This is a genomic window from Anaerolineae bacterium, from assembly GCA_013178165.1.
GTDB lineage: Bacteria > Chloroflexota > Anaerolineae > Aggregatilineales > Ch27 > Ch27.
On the sequence record JABLXG010000015.1, the window covers coordinates 15,820 to 39,845 of the forward strand.

Consider the following 24,026-nt stretch of genomic DNA (forward strand, 5'->3'; position numbering starts at 1 on the left):
AAGGGGCCAGCCATGCCCGGCTGGCCCATCTCATCAGCGGTTGCCGGTGCAGGTCATTTATCGCGGGTGATGGCGAAGCCGCTCATGAACGGCTTTTGCAGCAGGATGAAGATGATCACCGGCGGCAGGCTGGCGATCACGGCGGCCAGCATCAGCGGCCCGTAGGTCAGCCCGGCGTCTACATTACGCAGCGAACCCAGCCCCACCTGTACCACCTGCAAGGCCTCGTTCTTGATGATCAGCATCGGCCACAGGTACATGTTCCAGACGTAGACAAACTGGATCACCGCCAGCGCGCCGACCGTGTTCCAGCTCAGGGGGACAAGCACGCGGAACAGGAATTGCAGCGGCGTCGCGCCGTCAAGCTGGGCCGCCTCTGAAAGCTCGGCGGGCAGGTTGGCGAAGTGCTGCCGGAAGAGGAAAGAGCCGGTGGCGCTGGCCAGAAACGGCACCGAGATCGCCCAGAAGGTATCCCCCCAGCCCAGGCTGGAGACAAAACGGAACAGCGCAATCACCAGAATCTCGGTTGGCATCATCAGCGTAGCCAGCACGAAGCCAAAGACCAGCCACTTGCCGGGGAAGCGGAAGTAAACAAAGGCCAGCCCGGCCAGCAGGGAGAGTACCGTCTTACCGGTCGTCACCACCACCGCCAGCAGGACACTGTTAAGCATAAAGCGGCCCAGGTTACGCTCGAACATGACCGCCCGGAAGTTGAACTCCAGCGCCGTGCCGGGCGTGAACTGGAACGAGGTGACCTCCGCGTTGGTTTGCGTACTGACCAGCATGGCGTAGAGCACCGGGAAGCCAACAATGAAGCAGGTGATCCACAGCAGCAGGTGGATGTACCAGCGCCGGGGGATCAGGCGGCGCAGCCTCCCAGCGAAGGAGAACGCCGGGGCCGAAGCCTGCATGGTTTGGCCGGTTGCGGTTGACATCAGCTTACGCTCCGTAGGTGACACGCTGACCCGTGGTCCGGAACTGGAGGACCGTCAGGCCGATAACGAGCAGGAACAGCACAATCGACTGCGCGGCGGCTTTGCCCAGGTCATACTCCAGGATGCCCAGCTCGTAGATTTCGTAGATCATGACTTTGGTCGCGCCTGCCGGGCCGCCTTTGGTCAGGAAGTCGATCGTGCCGAAGATGTCGAAGAAAGCGTAGGTCACGTTGGTGACAATCAGGAAGAAGGTGATCGGCGAGAGCGAAGGGATCGTCACCCGGCGGAAGCGCTGCCAGGCATTGGCGCCGTCGATGGCCGCCGCTTCCAGTAAATCCTTGGGGACGTTCTGCAGGCCGGCCAGGTAGAACAGCACGTTGTAGCCCAGCATCTTCCAGACGCTGGCGGCGACGATAGTGAACCGCCCCAGCCAGGGGTCTTTGATCCACTGCAGGCCAGTCCCGCCAAGCAACTCGATGAAGTGATTGATCACGCCAGCGACGGGATCGAACATGACCAGAAAGATGATGCCCGCCACCGCCGGCGAAACCGCATAAGGCCAGATCAACAGCGTACGGTAGATGCCGATCCCGGTCACCTGCTGGAAGGCCAGGTAAGCAATCGCCAGGGAAATCAGCAGTCCAAAGATGACAATGCCGCTGGAGATCACCAGGGTATTGAAGACAACCTGGTAGTAATCCTCCTGGAACAGGCGGGTGAAGTTATCCACGCACACAAAGGCGGTGCGCGGCGTACCCAGCCGGGCCAGCAGGGTGGAGAGCCGGAAGTTATCGATCGCCGGGTAGTACAGGAAGAGCACCAGGATAACCAGCGTCGGCGCCAGCAGCAGGAATGGCGTCAACCAGCCCCGGAAGACGCCCTGCTGCTGATGCTGGGTTTCCGCCAGCGCCCTGGGCGTGAAACGCATGCGCACAACATATTTGACGGCTTCCAGCGCCAGGGCAGCCCCGGCGGCCACCAGCACGCCCCCGATCAGCATGTCGAGCGGTTTGCGGCCTGCCTCAAAAGTGCAGAAATTGAGCGGCAACATGAAGATCAGCGGGCCGAGCGCCCCGGTCGCTGCGCCGATTGCAGCGCCCCAGGTAGCTGGCCGGCCCAGCCGCTGGAATTCGTAGGCCAGGTATCCCGCGCCGATCAGCCCCGGAATGGCGAGGAGCAAAAGTAGACTTGGATCAGGCATGGCACCCCCCTGCCAGGTAGCTTCCATCTATTACAGAGACCGCCTGCCGGCCAGGACTTTGCGCGATCGGCAAGCGGCTCAGGCAGCTTACCAGATCACCCACCTAACCGGCAATGCCGCCACTACCCTTATTGAAGCGTTAATCGGGCCTGCGAACAAGGGCAAACCGGGGCACAGCCATACAACGGCCTTAAGCCTCTTGCCGTTTACCCATCCCCTGGCTGCTCTCTGGCGCTCTCTGCCAGTAGCTGACTTTGCCCGGTCGCCACGGTTTCCCCCTGCTTGTGCCCGGCCCTCTGGCGGCAACCCTCACCGGCAGATTGATCCGCAAGGGGCATTGTACCAATGTTATGCGATTCCCTTACAGGCGCATCTTGAGCCAGGGCGGGCAAGCGGGAAGTGCTTCCCGGAGGCAACAACACTCCGGGAAGCACCGCTTGCCGCTTCATGCCCGTCCTGATCGTCAGGCCGGGTGAAGGACGGATTTACTCCTCAGGCGCGTTCAGCAGGTTGTACTCCGCCAGCAGCTCATTGGCGTTTTCGTTCGCCTTGGTGAAGGCCACCAGCGGATCGGTGCCGTTGATGAGGATATCCTCCATCGCCGCGGTCATCTCATTACGGATGGCCGGGAAGGCGCCGATCAGCGCGCCGGCAGTTGCCGGGGTAGCCTTGGCGGCGGCCAGCTGGTCGGAGGCCACGCGGGAGTTGGGGCTTTCCTCGTACCAGCCAGCAGCCTCAAGCATCTCAACCGCGCTGGTCCGGATCGGGATATAGCCGGTGAACTTGTGCCAGTCCGCGGCGTTTTCCGTGTTGGTGAACCACAGCAGCCAGGTCAGGGCGCCCTCTTCCACCTCGGGGGCCAGGCCGTTGGTCAGCCACAGGCTGGCGCCGCCGATCAGGTTGCCGACATACTCGACTTCCTGGTTGTAGGGCATAAAGCCGGCCTTGACTTCAAAACCATTTTCCTTGCCAGTGGCCGTGATGGAGGTCACGTCGGAGCTGCTGGTGACGATCATGGCGACCTGCTGGGCAAAGAAAGCGTTGTTGACGCCATCCCAGTCGCGCTGGAGGCCGGTATAGACGTAGTAGCCCTTATCGGCCATGTCCTTCCACCAGTTGACGTAAGCCATCATGGCGTCGCTGGTCAGGTAGACCTCGGTCGCACGGGCTTCGCGGCCATTGCCGTTGTTGGCCAGCAAAGCGCCCTGCTGGGCCACCGACTGCTCGAAGAACCAGCCGTAATTCGGCCAGGTGATGCAGTTCTTGGGCGCATTGTCCATGGCCAGGACTTTCTCGCAGGCAGCCTCGACCTCAGCCCATGTCCTGGGCAGTTCGGTTACGCCAGCGGCCTCGAGCATATTCATGTTGGCATAGAAGATAGCCGAAGAAGTGTTCCAGGGCATCGAGGTCCACTTGCCGTCCAGGGTGTAGTAGTTGGAGACGGCGGGCACGATGTCCTCAAAGTTGACCGGCTGGCCGTTGATCTCGGTGCGGTCGCCAATCGCCTCGGAGATCGGCTTGAACCAGGGCGTGCCATCCGCCAGGCGGCCGTCGCGGGCGTTCTGCGTGGCAACTTCAAAGTACTGGACGATGGCCGGCGGATTGCCCTGCTCGAAGGCCAGTGCTGTAGCGCTGAACAGCTCTTCGTAGTTGTTGTAGCCCTCGATAATCACATTGTACTGGGGGTAAAGCTCATTGAAGGCGGCAGCCTTCTGCCGCGCCCAATCCAGCCGGGCATCGGTGAAGGCGATCCACATGCGGATATCGATGGGGGTCGCCTGTGCCAGCGCAGGGACTACCCCCGCCAACAGAAGAGCGACGACGAGCAGCAGAACAACCGGTTTGGTGCGATTCATTGCTCTCTCCTTTAACCTGCAGAACTTGACACAACTATTCGGCTACTATGGTTCGCTAAAGCGAAGCCGCCTTTCTCCGGCAGAACTGCAGACCGGCAGCAAAGACGGTACCCCGCTTCAGTTAACCGGCTGCAAGAATACCCTGAAATTCTGGTTAGCATACTGTTAAGCGAGTGTGGAACACTCTACAGCGCGCCAGATGTCGCTCCGCCCGCCAGAGCGCGCCGATCCCGGCTCAGGATCGGGCCGATCCCTGATCGGGATCGGTTGGGCAGGCTGCACATAGTTTAACATGGATTTAATACAGATGCACCAATTCGACGCCGGACCTTCCCCGTGACGACGAACAGGCCATGGCCCGATGCGACGGGTTCTCCCGGCGCTCCGGGAGGTAGCCTGTGTCATTTGCCCTGGCTACCGGCTTCCCTATAATAAAGGTAGCAGTTCCTGTGCGGCAAAGCGTAAAGGAAGCGGTACGATGATTGGTAACCTTATTTCCTGGATCGTCGTCGGCGCAATTGCGGGCTGGCTGGCCAGCATCGTTATGAAAACCAATCGTGAACAGGGCCTGATCACCGACATCATTGTCGGCGTGGTCGGCGGGTTCGTGGGTGGCTTCGTGCTCAATCTGCTGGATGTCAATGCTGGTGTCAGCGGCATTAACATTCAAAGCATCCTGGTCGCCTTCATTGGTGCGGTGATCTTCCTGGCCGCGCTGCGTTTCCTGCGCCGGCGATAGCGGGTTTGTACTCCTGACTTCCAGCGCGGAAGAACAACGGTCGCTACTGGCCCGGGCTAGCAGTGACCGTTGTGTATGGCAGCGCTTCTGGCAAAACGCCCTGTGCTAGCCTGCCGGCCCGGCAACGGGCGCCGGTTCCGTTTCAGCGGGGGCCGGGCGCGGTGTGGGGATGTAGTGCATCACCACGTAGAATGCCCCCAGCGCCATCGCCAGGGCAACGGCGAAAACCGCCTCGTAGCCAACCGCCTCCGCCAGTGTGCCGCCGATCAGCGGCGCGGTGAGCAGCGTCACCGCCGCCACAGTATTGAACAGGCCGGTGTAGATCGGGCGCTGTTCCGGCGTGGCGTGCATGATGATCCAGTTCAGATAACTGGCAAAGAGGTTGCTGAGGGCCAGCCCGGCGGCGAAGAATCCTGCATACAGCGGCAACGGCCCGGCAACCCGCGCCAGCAACGCGCTGGCTGGCAACACAGCGACCAGCAGCAGCGCCAGCCGGATGTAGAGCAGGTTGTGGCGGGCACCCATCCAGGCATAAACCAGCGCCCCGCTGATCGTCCCGATGGTCTGCATAGCCAGCAGCGTCGGGACGGCTACCTCGCTAGATAGCCCCAGGCGCACTGTGGCAAAACCAATGTAGAACGGCCCACCCATCATGAACAGGCTGGAGAGCATCCGCACGATGATCATGGCCCGGAAGGCCCGGTCATCGCGCAGCACCCGCCCCAGCTGGGGGATGTACTCCCTGAAGGGGAGGATGGTTTCCGTCGCCTTGCCGCTGGGCAGTTCCTTCAGAAACAGCGGCGGCACGATCGAGATCAGAAAGAGTGCGCCGGCAATGCCGAACAGCAGAGCATAGTTCCCCGGAAAGCCCGGCCCGCGTTCGCTGAGGATCAGGCCAACCAGCGGGGCGACGCCAAGCATGATCACGCCGGAGATGGCCGTCATAAAGCCGAACAGGCGGGCGCGACGGTGGTCGTCCAGGCTGCTGCCGACCAGGTCCACCCACGGGACGCCGACAATGCCATCCCCCACTGCTGCGATACCATAGCAGATCAGGAAAGCGAGCAGGATTGCCCCGCGCCGTTCCGCCCCCAGCAGCAGGATGATCACGGCAAAGACCGGGATGGCAAAGCGCACAACGATATTTGGCCCGGCGAACCACCACTTCTTCCTCGCCACGCGCACCAGGTAACGGGCCATGAATAACTGCGGCAGCATCCAGCCGATATCGAACAGGCTGCTGGAAAGGCCGATCAGGACTTCGGAATCCGTCAGGCGGCGGATGAAGTCAGGGATGACCGTCGACGGGCCGATGATGCCCATCGCCACCGTGAACATGATGGCGTCAACCAGGAACAGGCGGAAGTTGCGCCGATAAGCGGCTTCGCGCTCAATGGGGGAGAGCGTCCTCACCTCAGAGTCAGTCATGGCGTCCCCACAGGGTGATCCGGCAAACACTGGCTATTCTACGGGGCGGGCGCCCTTCCGTCCAGTGCGGCGCGGAGGGGGCCTGCGCCCGCCTGTGAAACGGCGCTTCGGGCTTCTGGCGCATTGCGCGGCGACGGGATACAATACTGCCCGTCATAGACAGGTTTGGTAGAGTTTCTGGCGCCTGGGCCATGGCGTCATGCCCGCGCTCCCGGGAGCCATGCTGCGCTGCGTTCTTAGCGATCCTGACCAACCAGGGGCGATTATGTTCGAACTGCCAACCTTGGAAAGCCTCAATATGGGCGCGGCGCTCCCGGCGCTGGCGCTGGTGATCGGCACGATCGTATTGCTGGTGATCGAGCTGCTATTGCCGCAGCGACGTCAGTGGTGGATTGCCTGGCTGGCCTTGCTGATCACACTGATCAGCCTGGGGGTCGCTCTGGTCAACTTCGATGTGCGCGGGGAAGCCTTCGGCGGGATGCTCCGCGCTGATCCCTTCGCCAGTCTGGTCAACGTGACCGTCCTGATCGCCGCCGCGATCGGCATCCTGCTGGCGATCGACTATCTCAAGCGCGCTCAGATCGAGCACCGCACGGAATACTACCTGTTGCTGCTGTTCACCACCTGGGGGATGATGTTGATGGGCGCGGCCAACGACCTGATCATCATCTTCATCGCCCTGGAGCTGGTGAGCATCCCCCTGTACGTGCTGAGCGGCATCCGCCGGCCAGACCTGCGGAGCGAAGAAGCGGCGCTGAAGTACTTCCTGCTGGGCGCATTTGCCAGCGGGTTCATCGTCTTCGGCATCGCCCTGATCTATGGCGCGACCGGCTCCACCCGTCTGCCCGCTATCTGGCAGGCGGTGAGCGCGATTGTGGAGGGCGGCTCGTCAACGGTGTACCTGCTGTTGCTGGGCGTGGGGCTGGTTGCCGTCTCGCTGAGCTTCAAGGTGGCCGCCGTGCCCTTCCACATGTGGACGCCAGACGTCTACGAAGGGGCGCCCACACCGGTCACTGCGTTTATGAGCGTGGGAACCAAGACGGCCAGCTTTGCCGCGCTGCTGCGCATCCTGCTGGTGGGATTGCCCACCCTGGTCGTGGCGGAAGGTACACGGGCTGCCTGGGTGGACGCGCTGGCGGTCATGGCGGCACTGACGATGATCCTGGGCAACCTGGCCGCGATCTGGCAGAGCAACCTTAAGCGCCTGCTGGCCTATTCATCCATCGCGCATGCGGGCTATGTGCTGGTAGCGGTGGCGGCGGCAGGGCACCCGGGGGTGGCCGATCGCGGCGTGCAGGCGGCATTGCTTTACCTGCTGGCCTATACCTTCACCAACCTGGGCGCTTTCGCCGTCGTGATTGCCGTGGAGCGCAATGATGGCAGCGGCGTTGAACTGGAAAACTTCACCGGCCTGGGGCGGCAACATCCCCTGCTGGCCCTGCTGATGACCCTCTTCCTGCTCAGCCTGACCGGCATCCCGCTGACGGCGGGCTTTGTCGGGAAGTGGTACGTTTTCCTGAGCGCGGTGGACGCCGGGCTGGTCTGGCTGGCTGTGCTGGGCGTGGTGACCAGCGTGTTCGGGGCGTACTACTATTTGCGGGTGGTGGTGGCCATGTTCCTGCAGGAAGGGCCAGCCACCATCGGGATGCCGCGGCTACCACGCTCGCTGACGGTCGCCCTGGCCATTGCCATGCTGGGAACGTTGATCCTGGGCGTCTTCCCCGATCTGCTGGCCGGGGTATCCGGCGGGGTGACCCTGGCGCTGGGTGGTTGAGCGCCATATCGTGGGCTGCCGCCGATCCATCGAAAGCTCGCTCACGCCGCTTCCGGCATGGAGGCGGCGTGATTTTTGTCGTGGATGGCAGGGGGTGGCTGTGTCTATCCCTGCCACCTGGACACCTACCAGTGGATCGCTACATCGGCGACCCTGGGGGAGGCGTTTGCATGCTACAATGGGGTTGGTTCTCACGGGATAGATCGCGAGGATGGATTGCACTATCAGCCATGTCCGCAATATTATTGTTGCGGAAGGGCTTACGGGCAGCGTGGAGCGTGAAAGCATGAGCAGTGAAAGCACCGCCGTCCTGCTGGTAGAAGATGATCCCGGCTATGCGCGCCTGATCGCGACGGCGCTGCGGCGCTCCCGCGGGCGGCAGTACGAGCTGGTGCATGTCGACTACCTCAGTGACGCCCTGGTGGAGATCAAACAGCGCACGTTTGACGCTGTGTTGCTGGACCTGACCCTGCCCGACGCGCGGGGGTTGGAGACTTTCCTCCGCCTGCACAAGGCCGATCCGGAATTGCCGATTGTGGTGCTCAGCGGGCTGGATGATGAGCAGATCGCGCTCAGCGCCGTGCAGAACGGGGCGCAAGATTATCTGGTTAAGGGCCACACCGACATGCGCGCCCTGGCCCAATCGATCGCCTATGCCATCGAGCGCCAGCGCGTCCAGGCCGATCGCAGCCGTCAGAATATGCGCCTGGCCATCCTGCGCGATATTGACGAGGAACTGACCCGTCACCTGGACCTTGATTACGTCCTGACCATGGCCCTGGATACCGCTGTGCGCCTGAGCGTGGCCAGCGCCGGCCTGATCGGCTTGCTGCAGGATGAGCACTTGCGGCTGGTCCGGGATATCAACTACAACGTCGCCGAACTGAAAGATGAGTCGATTCTCACGAGCGGCGTGGTAGGGCGTGCCCTGCGGGAGCGCAAGGCCCAGCGCGTGCTGGATGTCAGCGCCGACCCGGATTACCTGCCGCTGCTGCCCCAGACCCGCGCCCAGATCGCCATCCCGCTGCTGTCCCAGGATCGTCTGGTTGGCTTTTTGAACCTGGAGACCACCGATCCCAACCGCTTCACCGAAGAAACTTTCGATTTCCTCAAGCTGCTGGCCGCCCGGATCGCCACGGCAGTCGACAACGCCCGGCTGTATGAAAAATCCCGCAGCCAGCTGGCCAAGCTTCAGGAGCTATACAACCAGGTGCGCAACCTGGAGCAGATGAAGACGGATATGATCCGCATCGCTACGCACGACCTGCGCGCCCCGCTCAACAACATCATCGGTTTTGTCTACCTGCTGCGCCGTGAACTGGACCCGGCCACCCAGCCGCAGGCGCTGGAATACCTCGACTTCATCGAGCGCTCCGCCGAACGGATGCAGAAGATCACGACCGACATCCTCTCCCTGGAGCGGCTGGACGAATCGGGCGCCCTGCGGACTGAACTGCTGGATCTGCAGGCGCTGGTTGAGCAGGCCTACCGCGACTACCAGGAGCAGGCCCGCCGCAAGGAGCAACGCTTCGAGCTGACGCTTGCCCCGGGTCCGGTGATGGTACAGGGGGAGCCATCGCTGCTGTATGAGGCCATCTCCAACCTGGTCGGCAATGCCATCAAGTACACCCCGGCGGGTGGGGCCGTGCAATTGCAGATGCAGATCAACGGTGATAAAGCCCGCTTTGAGGTCATCGATACCGGCTACGGCATCCCTGAAGATCAGCAGAAGCGGCTGTTCCAGCCGTTCTTCCGGGCCAGGAGCAGCGAGGTTTCCGCGGTGGAAGGCTCCGGGCTGGGGTTGCATCTGGTGCGCAATATCATCACCCGCCATAACGGGGAGATGGTGTTCAACAGCGTCTATGGCCAGGGCAGCACATTCGGGTTCATCCTGCCACTGGCCTGATCCCCCGGTTGCCCGCCATGAGCGGCCATACTAGAATGAGGGGCAACTCGCCCGGTGTGAACCAGGAGCGTGCCCCATGCCCCCCGATGACGATCGCAGTATCCTCGAGGTTCGCCGTCACATCCCGTGGGAGGAAAACCCTTCGGAGCAATGGGCCTACGCTCTGGAGCATATGGATCGGGGTGAGTGGGACAACGCCATCAGGCATTGCCGGCGGGCGATCGCCATCTGGCCGACCTACTTTGACGCCTGGCTGTTGCTGGGCGGGGCGCTGGAAGAGCAGGGCGATCATGACGAGGCGCTGGCCGCCGTCCAGCGGGCCAGCGAGATCGCCATCCTCGAGCTGAGCCAGGCCTGGAACAACCTGGCCTCACTGCATTTGATCCGCCAGGAATGGGAAGAAGCCCTGACGGTTGACCGCGTGCTGGACACCATCGACCCCAGCCGCCACGGCATCATCTGTTACCGCATGGCTGTCTGCTACACCCAGCTTGGCCAGCGGGATACCGCCCGCAAATGGCTGCTGGAAGCGATCCGCTGCCGGTCCGATCTGCTCGACCGCGCCCTGGGGGAAAGCTGGTTGAAGCCTCACCACCGGGCGCTACGGCGGCTCAAGGCGGCTGCCGGGCGATCGCCAACCGGCATCAGCGAAGGTGATGCCGGCTAACGCGCCGGGCCATACCCACCGCTATCCCCACGTTTGCCCAACGCACTGCCGCCGCGCCAGTTCCGGCGGTCTGTTTTTCCTGTACTCTGTAAGTGAAGACAGTCTTCTTAAGAAGGAGCGGGAGATTATGTGTCACTGGACGAAGCGCGTCGCCGTCCTGCTGGCCGGCGTGCTGGCGCTGGCGGGCTGCAATGGGGGCGGTACGCCACCGATGACGACCGGCACGATCCCGGCGACGGCCACGGAAACGCTGGTGACCGCACCCGGGCCGACCAACACCCCCCTGAGCCTGGCCGCGCTGCGTGCCAGCCCGACGGCCACCCATACCGCTCTGCCCACCGCTACCCCGCCGCCGACGCTCACGCCTGCGCTCTACACCCTGGTTCCGACGGTGATAGACCTGGGCATCATCGCCACGCCCATCCCATCAGCCACCTTCACGCCCTCGCCCACCAATACCCTGGTGCCGCCCGTGATCACGCGCTTTGCCACCGACACCATCGGCGTAGACGCCCTGGACCTGGCCCTGGGACGGGCAGAAGTGGCGCTGAACTGGCGGGTGGACAACCGCGCACCGGGTACTAATCTGGTCTTTGAGCAGGTTTTCCCCGACGGCCGCACCTTCAATGTTGAGCGGCCCCGCCACTTTGTGGAAGTGCCGTCCGAAGGCAACGGAAGCGTGATCCCGATCCTGCCCGGCGGAGACGCGACCGAGGTCCGCTTGCAGTTACGTGTGATCGTCATGGGCACTGGTGCGACACTGGCCCGCGCCGAGTTGCGTATCCCGATCAATCCTCTGCCAGCAGGCGGCTTTGCTACGGCCAGCGGCGACGCCTGCTACCAGCCGCCCTACATCCCCAGCACCGGCGTCCAGATCGGCGCGCGTGGCATCGTCAGCCAGCAGTTGCCGGCGGGCCTACCCATGACGGCCATCAGCGGCGTAGGCGGGCGTGTAGTGGGCTACCTGCCGCGCGGGGAGACGTTTGTCGTGCTGGAGGGGCCGTTCTGTTACCGCGCACCGGGCAGCAACGAAGGCCATCGTCAGTGGCGGGTACGGGTGGAGCGCTCCGGGCTGGAAGGCTGGGTTCACGAGTATAGCGGGACGTTCACCGATTACCGCCTGTACTTCGGTGTGTTCCGCGGCTACCGCATCTACGACCCGGCGCAGTGTTACAGCGCGCCGTTCCTGCCCGATCGCGGCATCCGTGTTGGCTTCGGGGCGCGGCTCTCCGACACGATGCAGTACGGCCTGAGCCTGATGGGGGATACGGCGGATAAGCCCGGCGGCAGCCAGACCACCGGCAGCCTGCAGGCGGGCGAAACCTTCACCGTGATCGAAGGCCCCTACTGCCTGCGCATCGAACCCGCTACCCAGGAGACGCTCGGCCACCGCCAGTGGAAGGTGCGCTCTGAGGTCAGTGGTGCCACCGGCTGGGTCTATGAGTATTCCGATGAGCGGCTGTCATACATTGTCCCGGTGGGCGAAGCGCCGGGCGGCCTGGTGATCCACGCCTTTGATGTGCAGCCGCGTACGGTGGCCGCGGGCGGGCCGCTGACGCTCACCTGGCAGGTCAGCGGCGTCAACGGCGTCAGCCTGTGGATGTGGCATGAGGCCCTGCCGGCCCGCCGCGTCTCGCTGAGCGGGACGGGCGCGTTGTTGCCGCTTTCCGGCTCGCTGACGATCAGCGCCCCGACAGAGGTGACTTCCGCCCGTTTCACGATCTTCGGGCAGGACGGGACCGGCCAGGAGGGCATCCCGGTCACGATCCTCTGCACTTACCCCTGGTTTGCTGCGGGGGAACGGCAAACCTTCTGCCCCAACGCCCCGGCCCGCCTTGCCCAGGCCGCTTACCAGCCGTTTGAGCGCGGCCTGATGGTCTGGTTTGAGGGGCGGATCTGGTGGCTGGACGCCAACGGCAATGGCCGCATTGATCCGGATCGCTGGGCAGGCGGCGATGTCGTGTATAGCGAGACGCCGCCGCAAGGGTTATTCCAGCCGATCCGGGGTTTTGGCACGCTGTGGGTTTCCGATCCCGGGGTGCGGAGCGCCCTGGGCTGGGCTACCGCCCCGGAGCAGGGCTATACCGTTCAGGTGCAAGAGACCAATGATTTCGCTCGACCGGGCCAGCGCGGATCGTACTATGCTTCCGAAGTTGTGCTAACCCTGCCGGATGGCCGTGTCCTTTCCCTGACGCGCATCGGCACCACGCTTCGTCAGCGCTAGCGTTGTTCCGGCCCTGATCATGTAGCCTGCGTTACGATTCTTCTGTAACCGCCGCCAATTCCCGGCGGCGGTTTGCTTGTGGCCGCCCGCCCACCGATGGTATATATGTGTACACGGCAGGCTCCGCCGGGGCCAGCCGATCGTTCAGCGCCCGCCACCATCCTGTGGCGACCAGCCGTAAGGGGTCCGACGATGTCCTCAGGCGTAACCCTTCCCTCCGGCCACACCCGCATTGATAGCGCCGAGATGCGCAATATCGTCAAACGCTTCCCCGGCGTCCTGGCTAACGATCATGTCAACTTCGATGTCAAAGCGGGCGAGATTCACGCCCTGCTGGGCGAAAACGGCGCGGGCAAGAGCACCCTGATGAAAATCCTCTACGGCCTTTACCACCCGGACGAGGGCGAGATTCTGATCAACGGCCGGCCTGTGCGGCTGGAATCGCCATCGGATGCGCTGGCGCAGGGCATTGGCATGATCCACCAGCACTTCATGCTCGTCCAGACGCTGACTGTCGCCGAAAACGTGGCCCTGGGGATGCAGCCGGCGGGGACGGTGCTCAACCTGGCTGAGGTGCGGGAGCGCCTGCTGGAGCTTTCTGCAATCTACGGGCTGAAGGTTAACCCGGACGCTTACATCTGGCAGCTTTCCGTGGGGGAACAGCAGCGGGTGGAGATCATCAAGGCGCTCTACCGCGGCGGGGCGTTGATCATCCTCGACGAGCCGACCGCCGTCCTGACCCCGCAGGAGGTCGACGAGCTGTTCGGCACGCTGCGCCAGATGCGCGACCAGGGTCATGCCCTGATCTTCATCTCCCACAAGCTGTACGAGGTACAGGCGCTGTGCGACCGGATCACGGTCATGCGCGACGGGCGGGTGGTGGATACCGTGCCCAACAACGGGATCGAGCAGCGCACCCTGGCGCGGATGATGGTCGGGCGCGACGTCAAGCTCCAGCCCGACCGGCCACAGGTTGAGCCGGGCGAGGTGCGGCTGGCGCTGGAAAACCTGACCGTGCTCAGCGACCAGGGCCTGCCCGCCCTGCAGGGGGTATCCCTGAACGTCCGCGCCGGGGAGATCGTCGGTATCGCCGGTGTTTCCGGCAACGGGCAACGCGAACTGGCGGAGTCGATCGCCGGGCTGCGGCCGGTCAGCGGCGGAACCATCCGCCTGGCCGGGCGGGAGATCAGCCACGCCCCGGTCAGCGAGCGGCTGGCTGCCGGGCTGTCCTTCATCCCGGAGGAGCGCAACCGCCACGGCACGATCGGTGTCTTTTCCGTGGCGGAGAATCTGATCCTGCAGACCCACGCCAGCGAACCGTTCGCCCGCGGCATCTTCCTCGATTTCGGCGCGATCGCCGCGCACACGCGCGGGCTGATCAGCCGCTTCAATATCAAAACACCTTCGGCGGAAACGCCGGTCAAGAACCTTTCCGGCGGCAACGTGCAGAAATTGATCCTGGCCCGTGAGCTTTCCCGCCAGCCGGTTGTCCTGATCGCTTCCCAGCCGACGCGCGGCGTGGACATCAGCGCCACGGAGTACATCCGCCAGGTGCTGATGGAGCAGCGCAGCGCCGGCGTGGCCATCCTGCTGATCTCAGAAGACCTGGACGAGATCATGGCCCTCTCCGACCGGATTGTGGTGCTCTACGAGGGGCGGTTCATGGGCGAGCTGGCCCGCGAGGACGCCGACGTGGAGACGCTGGGGCTGATGATGGCCGGGTCGACACTGGAACAGGCGCGGGCGCACGCCAGGGCGTGAAGAGAAGCGGCGGGACTACACCCGAATATTGGTGTGACTAGACAGCTAGATCGAACGGTAGATCACTAATATCTCTTAAGCGCCTTCCTTCAATCATAGTACAAAGCATATCCCATTGATCTTCAGTGTTATGGGTTTCCTTTACAGCTTGGCTTAGTTCTGGAAGTGCAAAATGATAGACACAATCCAAATCTCCTGTCCCAAGTGCGAGAGTGGCAATTCGCGTTGGAAGTGGCTCAGCAGTTACCGCAACAACATGAGGTAGATGGCCCTTACGATTACGAATTAAGTTAAGAGCCTCTGTGCGTGTATTCTGTGATCTATCACTGCGTATAGTCCATTTGCACGAAATGCTGGCATGCAAGATGGGCGAAGGTTGCTGACGGTTGCATTCTCGAAGAGGTGTGAAACTTACAATGCCTACCGTATCGTCCACAAGTGCCTCCCTACTATTAATCTCCTTATCTGAGACTGAGTATCTGGCAATAATAATGTCTGGTTTCACAACATAGTCGCTTCCAAGAGCAGAGGCCAAATCCTTATTTGATTTCAGGATAGCTGCCACGCTAGCAAGATGTTCATACTGTTCAAAAGTGGAGATGTCCGTATCCGTGGTTTTGTACAGCCAATGCCCTGGTCGTAGATGAGAAAGGCTTCGAAAGGCTTGCTCAAGGAAATCACACGTTGCTTGCTCAAAAAGCCTTCCGGCGCTCTGTTCAGACAGTTCTGTTTCATTGGTAGTATACCTCAATTGTCTCATAATACTAAATGATATGCTAATACTTCTAGGATTGCTTACATCAGCAAAATTAGGATATTTCTCCCCTGTCTTACTAATTCTTATTCGAATAATTTCATCGCTAATTCGCTGGTGATACTTTCGGCGTAGATCACTTATGGTCATTGTTGCCCTGTCCTGATATTGGTTTGTAAAAGCCAATGATAAATTCCTCATGCATTCTCTGTTCGATTTGTGAGTTACCATCTATAGTGGCGCCAGCTGGTAACATGCGTCGATTGCGATCCAGATTCCTTACGCCAATCGCAGGAATCTCAAATCCAATGTGCTTACCAATCTCTGCTAAACACAGGTCAATTTGCGTGTCGATCTCCCTGATAACAGAAGTACCTACAACTACAATTGCCGCTTTGCCAGGGCGCAAAACGCGGTACATCTCTTTCAGTACAAGAGTCATTTCCGAATAGTAGCGATGAACAGCTTGCGCCTTTTTCCTGTCAAGTTGGCCGACGCTGTGCACTACCTGATGGACAACACTAGGCAAGTCAAGCAGTGTCGTGTCCGAAACTGCTTCCCCGCCGATATACGCTTTTCGCTTGTTTCCAAGCTCTTGAATTGGGTAGCCTAACCATACCAATGAGAACTTATGCGCACGCATATAGTCGATCGCATTTGATATATAAGGGGGTGAAGTCACAATCAAATCTACCGTCTCATTGTCTAGCGGTAACTGCTGTGCATCGGCGAATTGTATCCTTGGAGAAATCATGTCCGGTGTGTATCGAATGAGACCTGACAGGTTGCGCTGTAACCGCTTTTCAAACTCCTCTATAGGTGAATGCAAAGTCTTGGTTAGCAATCTCACACGTCGCGAATCGCTGCGAGCGGTATCTTCCCCCAGAATAATCTCTCCACTCTGAGACAAAACTACCTTTGCTCTATGTGGACGTGTATGTGCCAGGTCAAAAGCTAGAGATACACCACCCGATTTTGTAATGATAATGCTTGAAAGAATTACTGAAAAGAAATTCCTAAGTTCAAGATCAGTTAACTTCTCTATCTGAATTACCAAAGCAACAAGCTCAAGTTGGGTTGGGGGCGCAAACCAGTAGTCAATAAATTCTCTTGTTTTATTGTCAAACCGTGTAGCCAATTCACCTAAAAGCATCTCCCGATTGTTCAAAGCTAATGATGCTTGATGAATAATTCGTTGACCGGCACCTTTGATCTGTTCAATATCTACTTTAGACGTTTTCACTTTAGAAAGACGAACAGCCAAAGGATCAATATCAAACCCAATCGGCTTGCGTCCAGACAGTAAAGCCTCGACCACTGTCGTTCCTGATCCCATCATTGGATCAAGAACAATGTCGCCTGGTTCTGTAAGTCCTTCAATAAACTTCCGAGGTAACTGAGGAGGAAACTTTGCAGGAAAAGCGTGAAAGTTGTGTGACGCATAATTACTAGGCTGATCATGAAAATTCAGATCGCCTTTTAATAGGCTGATTAGCTTCTCACGATAAGCTAATCCAAGAGATATCGCCGCTGTATTATGAATTTTGCTTGGCATATTCAGTGTATTTGTATACCTTTCTAGTATTATAACAAACAGATTACAGTCTGCACACGAAACCAATGTTCGCCAGGAAGGTTAACTGTATAGGTTAACTATACAGGCAGAGTTTACCGAGGATATGAGACAGCGGTGAAGGTTAGCCCCGCCAGGCGGCCAGCGCCAGCAGCGCCCAACCAGCCACGAACGCCATCCCGCCCAGCGGCGCCACCGCACCCAGCCAGCGCAACCCGGTCAGGCTCAGGACGTACAGGCTGCCGGAGAAGAGGATCACCCCGGCCACGAACAGCCAGCCTGCCCAGGGCAGTAGCGGGCTGCTCCAGCGGGTAGCCGCCCAGGCCACCGCCAGCAGCGCCAGGGCATGCGCCATGTGGTAGCGGTTGGCCGTCTCGTAAGGTCCCTGCAGGTCAGGCCGGGCGGCGAAGTGCGCCGCCAACCCGTGCGATCCGAAGGCTCCCAGCGCCACCGCCAGGACGCCCAGCACCCCCGCGATTACGGTGAATATTCGTTCCACTGCTGCCGCGTTCCTCATCGCCTGTTTGCCGCGCATCTATCCGGCCATTGTACCTCGCCTGCCGCCCCGGCTCCACGGCCTACGCCGCTCTGTACTCCTGGCCCTTTTTTATGAAAAATTTAGCCCCTCCGCTCAAAAATAGATTGCACAGTCTACCCTAGCCAGTAATAATGAAAGCAGAAGCCATGCTGTTTTCTGAGAACCGAATTATGTATGGCTTAACCAGCGGTAAAGCAAACACACCATGAACCAGGTCCTGAAGGTGCGCATCCTTTTTATCGCAGATGAACCCGAAAGCGGGCAGCTCTGGACGCATCTGCTCCAGTCGAAGGACTACGAAGTTACGCTCCTCCATTCCCTGCAGGAAGCGGTTAATTGGTGGGCTGGCCAGGCCAGCGAGTTGATCATCGTGGATGTGTGCGGGCCATACCGGGGTGGGATCGAGATCGTGCGCCCACTCCGGGCTATCGTGACCGTCCCCATTCTGCTGCTGCTGAGCGACTACAGCGAAGCGCACGCCCTGGAAGCCTACCAGGCCGGGGCCAGTGAGTGCGTCGGTAAGCCGCTCGACCCCCGGCTCTTCCTGGCGAAAGTCCGGGTCTGGGCGGCACATTCGTGGCATGTCCCGACGGAGGCGCTCGATTCGTTCCAGATCGGTCCGCTGCGACTGGATACCCGCCAGCGCCAGCTCGTGATGGAGAACGGGGCGACAGTTAAGCTGACCAACCTGGAACTACGCCTGTTGCATTTGCTGGTGGCCCACGCCGGGCAGGTATTGCCGACCAGCGTGATTGTCGACCGGGTATGGGGCTACATGGGCGTGGGGGATGGCACGCTGGTGAAGAACGTGGTGTACCGCCTGCGCCGCAAGATCGAGCCGAACCCCGCCCGACCACGCCACATTGTGGCTGTAGCAGGCGAAGGGTACACGTTCTACCCCTAGAGCGCCCGACCCATCCGGCGTGTTTCCAACGGTCTTCAAACCAATTTCTACCTACAAGGGCGGCGCCCCGGTCGATTTGTGACTGCGGGCGCATGTTTTGCGACCCGGCGGTGTTTTTTCAACACCGGGTTTACGACCGCCATGTTGTAACTTATCTTTGCTGCATTATGTATTGTCTATTTATGGCTCATATGGAGGGACTATCATGACGCAAAGGCAGCGATTGAACAGGTTTTGGCTACCGTTGATGGCGCTGGCGATTGTGGCGGTGCTGACCGCGTCCGTCGTGCTGGCGGACAATGTTCAGAACGATGTGGTTGCCGGCGGCAACGACACATTTACTCTTGGCAGCTCAACGAGCGTAAACTACAAAATCACTGCTAACAGTGGTGATGGGCAGGCGGGCTGCAATGCCGCAGATACCTCCCCTGCCACAGTAACCATCAACATCCCGCCAGGGGTCACGGCCACACCGGGCAGCCTGACGTTTACATCGTGTGGCAATTGGCAGTCAGTTGTTTTTACCGCAAGTGCCGTGGGTGACTACTCGATCACAGTCAGTGTAAGTGACAGCGGTCCTGGCACCTACAACACCAATCCCGCCACCTTCACCCTGCACGTCCTCCCACCACCCGACACCACCCCGCCCGTGATCACGCCCAGCGTCAGCGGCACATCAGGCAACAATGGCTGGTATAAAAGCGATGTGACGGTCAGCTGGACTGTCTCCGATTCTGAATCGGCGATCTCGTCGTCCTCCGGCTGCGGCACAACCACCATCAACTACGATACCAGCGGCGTTACCCTGACCTGCACCGCGACCAGCGCCGGCGGCACCAGCTCACAGTCGGTGACGATCAAACGTGACGCGACCCCACCAACCATTAGCGGGGCAGCAGCGCCTGCGCCTGTTGGTGGCTGGAACAACACGGACGTGACCGTATCGTTCACGTGTGGGGATGAAATGTCAGGTGTTGCCTCCTGTGGCCCGAACGTGACCCTGAGCGCTGAAGGTGCAGGGCAGTCTGTAACAGGCACGGCAGTTGATAACGCAGGTAACAGCGCCTCGGCTACCGTGTCCGGCATCAACATCGACAAGACCGCGCCGGTGATCACACCTACAGTCAGCGGCACATCAGGCAACAATGGTTGGTACGTGAGCGATGTGGCGGTCAGCTGGGCATATGCCGATATTTCCCCCGTAACCGTTACTGGCTGCGACTCAACAACCATCAGCGCCGATACAGCCGGCACGACCCTGACCTGCACCGCGACCAGCGCCGGCGGCACCAGCTCACAGTCGGTGACGATCAAACGTGACGCGACCCCACCGACTATTACCGGGTCACGTTCACCTGTTGCGAACAGCTATGGGTGGAATAATGAGGACGTGACCGTATCGTTCACGTGTACCGACGCAACATCAGGTCTTGCATCCTGCACGTCTGACACCACACTCAGCAGCGAAGGTGCAGGGCAGTTTGTTACCGGCAACGCGACTGACAATGCAGGTAACAGCGCCACCGCGACCGTGTCCGACATCAACATCGACAAGACCGCGCCGACCATTACCGGGTCACGTTCACCTGCTGCGAACAGCTACGGGTGGAACAATGAGGACGTGACCGTATCGTTCACGTGTGGGGATAATCTGTCGGGTGTGGCCTCCTGCTCCGACCCGACCACAGTGAGCACCGAGGGCGAGAACCAGTCGGTGACCGGCAACGTGACCGACAAGGCTGGCAACAGCGCCACCGCGACCGTGTCCGACATCAACATCGACAAGACCGCGCCCTCGATTACCGCCTCCTATCCTGCACCCAACAGCAATGGCTGGTATAACACGAACGTCACCATCCACTTCGCGTGTGAGGATAGCCTGTCCGGCATTGTTTCCTGCCCCGCTGATATCACTCTTGGCGCGATCGAGGGGAGCAATCTCGGAGCATCAGGCACAGTGGCTGATAAGGCTGGTAACGGCGCCACCGCGACCGTGTCCGACATCAACATCGACAAGACCGCGCCTGTGGTCAGCGTAACCGGTGTTGTTGACGGCGCGACCTACACCCTCGGCTCTGTGCCGGTGGCGGGTTGCAGCACTGATGATGCGCTGTCCGGTGTAGCAACTCCGGCAAGCCTGGAGAGCAGCTATCCCGGTGGTGTGGGGACGTTCACCGCGACCTGCAGCGGGGCGCTGGATTACGCAGGCAACCCCGGCAGCGCCAGCGTCACCTACCGCGTGATCTACGACTGGAACGGCTTCTTCCGCCCGGTGGATAACCTGCCGGTCGTGAATCGGGTCAAGGCAGGCAGCGCTATCCCGATCAAATTCAGCCTTAGCGGGTATCAGGGCATGAGCATCTTCGCGGCGAGGTCTCCTGCTTCTGGAACCGTTCCTTGTGACTCGACAGCGCAGGTCGACCTCGTGGAAGAAACAGTGACAGCTGGTGGTAGCAGCCTGAACTATGACCCACTCGCTGACCAGTATATCTACGTCTGGAAGACCGAACGGAGCTGGGGTGGTACCTGCCGGCAGCTTGTCGTCAGGCTGAATGACGGCACGGAGCACAGGGCCAACTTCAACTTCACCCGTTAACCGCTCCGACACGCCTCAAAGAGACCAATCACAGGGGCCAGCCTGCAGGGGCTGGCCCCCTTTGTTGCGGGGGCCAGCGCCGCACCCCTACCCGACCTCTTTTTTCACAACCCGGCCACATCCGTTCGCACTCCGGCCAATTCCGTCGCCCACGCCTTAGAACATACGTGCTACCCTGAAAGCAACACGGAGCCGATCCGGAGCGCAAGGAGGGCCGCGTTGATGAGTCACACCGCCAGCACCGCCGCCGTCAAGGCGATCGACGGGGATCGCATCGGCGGCTACCTGATCGTCTGGGGCGACTCCGCCCATCCCGACCTGCACGGCGAATACTTCACGCCGGAGACCGACCTGGCGCTGGACTGGTACCCGCGCCGCCCGGTGCTCTACCAGCACGGGCTGGATGGCGCGGTCGGGCCGGCGCTGGTCGGGGTCATCGACACCCTGCGCGCTGATACAACCGGGCTGTGGGCAGAAGCGCAGCTTGCGCCGCGCCGGGAAGGGCTGGGCGAGGCCCTCCGCGCCCTGATTGCGCGCGGAATTCTGGCCTGGAGCAGCGGCAGCCTGCCCCACCTGGTCGAAGTCGCTGCCGATGGGCGTATCCTGCGCTGGCCCATCGTCGAGGGCAGCCTGACTCCGACGCCCGCCGAGCCGCGCCGCACCTCCGTGCGGGCGATCAAGGACGCCTACGCGGCCCTGGGCCTCAGCCTGGAGCGGCTGACGCCCGGCGGCGCGTCCCCTGATCCCCGTGCTGACCTGACCCTGACTCGAAAGGAGCATCCTCCTGTGAACCGCGAGATGAAGACTCACGAGGATATTCTGGCGGCGGTCAATGCCGCTCTTGATGAGCGGGCCGCTCTGAACGAGCGGGCCGCTCAGGACGATCCGCCCGCCGAGCGCCGCGCACTCAAGCGCCTGCCGACCGGCGATCCGGTGGAGGCGGCCAAAGCCCTGGCTGCGATCGAGGTCGGCAGCCCTTACGATGGCCTGAGCGCGCTGGACATGGCGCACGGCTACGTCATGCTGCGGGCGGTCAAAGGGTTCCGCGGGGTTTCCGAGCGTTATGCCAACGCTCTGGCCTACAAGGTACGCCGGGCCGGGCTGAGCGCGATCAAAGCCGACGAGCTGAGCTATAGCACGCAGTCCGGCTACGGCGACGAATGGGTGCCCGACCTGTGGAGCGCCGAGTTATGGCGGCAGGCTCGCCTGGACAACGTGATCCTGCCCCTGCTGCGGGCGGTGGAGATGCCCTCCAACCCCTACGAACTGCCGATCGAAGGCGCAGACCCGACCGTCTACTACGTGCCGGAGACGACCGACGAGGCCGAGCTGGTGCTGGGCAGCGGTAACCCGATCCCGGATAGCAAGATCGGCTCCGCCAAGGTCACCCTGGCGGCGAAGAAGCTGGCCCTGCGCGTCGGCTTCAGCGCGGAACTGGCGGAGGATAGCCTGGTGCCCGTGCTGAGCATGTACCGCGAGCAGGCCATGCGTGCCCTGGCCGCCGCTATCGACAGTGTGATCCTCAACGGCGACACGACCACCGCCGCCACTGGCAACATCAACAGCGATAACGCCGCGCCGCCCGCCGGAGCTACCTACCTGGCCTTTGACGGCCTGCGTAAGCTGCCGCTGGTGACGACCACGGCCAACGCTATCAGCGCCGGGGGCGATCCTACCCTGGCCCTGCTGCGCCAGGCACGCTTCAGCATGGCCCACCGCTACAGCGTCAATCCGCGTCACCTGGCCTGGATCGTCGACGGTGGGACATACGCCAAACTGCTGGGCCTGAGCGAGTTCCTGACGATGGACAAGGCCGGGCCGGGAGCTACCGCCCTGACCGGCCAGATCGGCTTTGTGGATGGGATTCCGGTGCTGGTCTCGGCGGAAATGCCGCTGACCATGGCCGACGGCAAGGTGGACACGACCGGCAACAGCAAGGGTCAGGCGCTGTGCGTCTACCGTCCCGGCTGGATCGTGGGCTACCGCCGCCGGATCGCCGCCTCGGTGGACTACCTGCCGTACTATGACGCCTACCAGATGACGGCCACCGTCCGGCTGGGGCTGGCCCGGCTGGATAACGACGTCGCCGCCGTGCTCTACAACATCACGGTTTAGGCGTCCGGCTTAACCACCATAACGCGGCGGGCGCCAGTTTGCTGCGCTCCTGCCGGATTGACCACCGCTGGTTGCTCGCCGCGTTTTCCTGATCGCCCGGCTACCTGTCACTTGCTGCTGCCCCTGTCTCTATCCTGACCGGAGGAGAACCTCATGATCACCTACGCCACCCTGACCCAGTTCCGGGCGCGGCTGGGCCTGCCCGCCGGGGACGCCGAAACGGATGCCCGGCTGCTCGTCGCCCTGCGCCAGGCCACCGCCCAGATCGATCGCTTCACCGCCCGCCGCTTCGCCCCGGTCGTCCAGACCCGGCGCTACGCCTTTCACGATCCGTACAGCCTGCGCCTGGACCTTGACCTGCTGGAGTTGCTGGCAATCACCAACGGCGACGGGCAGGCCATCCCGCCGGAAGCGGCCCTGCTCCTGCCGGAAGGCGACGGTCCCAGGCACGCCATCCTGCTCCAGCCAGCGGCGGGGGTGTGGTTTGTGCCGGGGGAGAACCCGGCGGCGGCCATCGCCGTGCGTGGCATCTGGGGAACGCATGACGCCTGGTCAGAAGCCTGGCGCAGCTCCGGGGATGCCCTGGCCGCCGCGGTAGAGGCAGACACAGGCCAGATCGCGGTCGGCGACGCGGATGGCGCCGACGCGGCGGGCGTATCGCCGCGCTTCCAGGCCGGGCAACTCCTGCGCCTGGGTGACGAATACCTGCACGTCACCGCCGTCGACGTAACGACGGACACGCTGAGCGTCATCCGGGGCGTGCGCGGCACGACCGCCGCCAGCCATGCCGCGGGCGCGTCACTGGCGATCTATCTGCCGCCGGAGGACGTGACGGCGCTGTGTCTGCGCTGGGCGGCCTGGCTCTACCAGCAGGCTGACGCCGCTATCGGGGCCGGGGCGGACTGGCTCTACCCGCCTGACCTGCCCGACGATCTGCACCGCCTGGCCGCGCCGCTGCGCTACGTCCGCGTGGCCTGAGCGACTTCAGCCCTTTTTCCCCCGGCCCCTTTCCTCTCTCCATTAGCCGATGGGGAATGGGTGAAGCAGGAGGCATG

The 24,026-nt window shown here is 61.7% G+C and carries 17 protein-coding genes; 10 read left to right on the top strand and 7 right to left on the bottom strand.

The features are described 5' to 3' along the window. Positions 1-53: 53 nt before the first annotated feature. From HPY64_10605 to HPY64_10615, 3 genes are all read right to left on the bottom strand, one after another. Entirely contained in the window at positions 54-911 is an 858-nt protein-coding gene (locus tag HPY64_10605; protein NPV67584.1) for a carbohydrate ABC transporter permease, read from the bottom strand. A gap of 28 nt (positions 912-939) precedes the next feature. Then, positions 940-1,986: a sugar ABC transporter permease gene (locus tag HPY64_10610; GenBank protein ID NPV67585.1), complete on the bottom strand. Its 1,047-nt coding sequence runs from the start codon at positions 1,984-1,986 to the stop codon at positions 940-942. 635 nt (positions 1,987-2,621) lie between these two features. Then, positions 2,622-3,992 (bottom strand): extracellular solute-binding protein, encoded by a 1,371-nt coding sequence (locus HPY64_10615; protein ID NPV67586.1) that lies wholly within the window; start codon positions 3,990-3,992, stop codon positions 2,622-2,624. Between the two features lie 478 nt (positions 3,993-4,470). Between HPY64_10615 and HPY64_10620 the strand changes: the two genes are divergently transcribed. Then, positions 4,471-4,731 (top strand): GlsB/YeaQ/YmgE family stress response membrane protein, encoded by a 261-nt coding sequence (locus HPY64_10620; GenBank protein NPV67587.1) that lies wholly within the window; start codon positions 4,471-4,473, stop codon positions 4,729-4,731. 105 nt (positions 4,732-4,836) lie between these two features. Here HPY64_10620 and HPY64_10625 read toward each other — a convergent pair whose 3' ends face one another. Continuing rightward, positions 4,837-6,159 carry an MFS transporter gene (locus HPY64_10625; protein ID NPV67588.1) on the bottom strand — a complete coding sequence of 441 codons (1,323 nt, stop codon included), beginning with the start codon at positions 6,157-6,159 and terminating at the stop codon, positions 4,837-4,839. Between the two features lie 265 nt (positions 6,160-6,424). Here HPY64_10625 and HPY64_10630 point away from each other — a divergent pair, with 265 nt between their 5' ends. The 5 genes from HPY64_10630 to HPY64_10650 all read left to right on the top strand — a co-directional run bounded on the left by HPY64_10630 (position 6,425) and on the right by HPY64_10650 (position 14,491). After that, a complete protein-coding gene (locus HPY64_10630; GenBank protein NPV67589.1) occupies positions 6,425-7,933 on the top strand; it encodes an NADH-quinone oxidoreductase subunit N in 1,509 nt (502 codons plus the stop codon). Positions 7,934-8,219: 286 nt separating this feature from the next. After that, positions 8,220-9,839: a response regulator gene (locus tag HPY64_10635; GenBank protein ID NPV67590.1), complete on the top strand. Its 1,620-nt coding sequence runs from the start codon at positions 8,220-8,222 to the stop codon at positions 9,837-9,839. A gap of 76 nt (positions 9,840-9,915) precedes the next feature. Beyond that, positions 9,916-10,506, top strand: coding sequence for a tetratricopeptide repeat protein (locus HPY64_10640; GenBank protein ID NPV67591.1), 591 nt, complete (start codon positions 9,916-9,918; stop codon positions 10,504-10,506). Positions 10,507-10,633: 127 nt separating this feature from the next. Continuing rightward, complete coding sequence (locus HPY64_10645) at positions 10,634-12,730, top strand: hypothetical protein (protein NPV67592.1); 2,097 nt, start codon at positions 10,634-10,636, stop codon at positions 12,728-12,730. A gap of 192 nt (positions 12,731-12,922) precedes the next feature. Continuing rightward, positions 12,923-14,491, top strand: a complete 1,569-nt coding sequence (locus tag HPY64_10650) for an ABC transporter ATP-binding protein (GenBank protein NPV67593.1) — start codon at positions 12,923-12,925, stop codon at positions 14,489-14,491. 37 nt (positions 14,492-14,528) lie between these two features. Here the strand turns inward: HPY64_10650 and HPY64_10655 are convergent, their stop codons facing one another. From HPY64_10655 to HPY64_10665, 3 genes are all read right to left on the bottom strand, one after another. Further along, positions 14,529-15,395, bottom strand: a complete 867-nt coding sequence (locus HPY64_10655) for a restriction endonuclease (GenBank protein NPV67594.1) — start codon at positions 15,393-15,395, stop codon at positions 14,529-14,531. After that, positions 15,382-16,800: a site-specific DNA-methyltransferase gene (locus tag HPY64_10660; GenBank protein NPV67595.1), complete on the bottom strand. Its 1,419-nt coding sequence runs from the start codon at positions 16,798-16,800 to the stop codon at positions 15,382-15,384. Before HPY64_10660 ends, HPY64_10655 begins: the two co-directional genes overlap by 14 nt. A gap of 142 nt (positions 16,801-16,942) precedes the next feature. Beyond that, positions 16,943-17,335 (bottom strand): DUF423 domain-containing protein, encoded by a 393-nt coding sequence (locus tag HPY64_10665; protein NPV67596.1) that lies wholly within the window; start codon positions 17,333-17,335, stop codon positions 16,943-16,945. 226 nt (positions 17,336-17,561) lie between these two features. Between HPY64_10665 and HPY64_10670 the strand changes: the two genes are divergently transcribed. The 4 genes from HPY64_10670 (at position 17,562) to HPY64_10685 (ending at position 23,949) form a co-directional block, all read left to right on the top strand. Next, entirely contained in the window at positions 17,562-18,260 is a 699-nt protein-coding gene (locus HPY64_10670; GenBank protein NPV67597.1) for a response regulator transcription factor, read from the top strand. A gap of 205 nt (positions 18,261-18,465) precedes the next feature. Next, positions 18,466-20,856 (top strand): hypothetical protein, encoded by a 2,391-nt coding sequence (locus HPY64_10675; protein ID NPV67598.1) that lies wholly within the window; start codon positions 18,466-18,468, stop codon positions 20,854-20,856. A gap of 222 nt (positions 20,857-21,078) precedes the next feature. Beyond that, positions 21,079-22,971, top strand: a complete 1,893-nt coding sequence (locus HPY64_10680; protein NPV67599.1) for a phage major capsid protein — start codon at positions 21,079-21,081, stop codon at positions 22,969-22,971. Positions 22,972-23,124: 153 nt separating this feature from the next. Beyond that, on the top strand, positions 23,125-23,949 hold the full coding sequence (locus HPY64_10685) for a hypothetical protein (GenBank protein NPV67600.1): 825 nt from the start codon (positions 23,125-23,127) through the stop codon (positions 23,947-23,949). Positions 23,950-24,026: the final 77 nt, after the last annotated feature.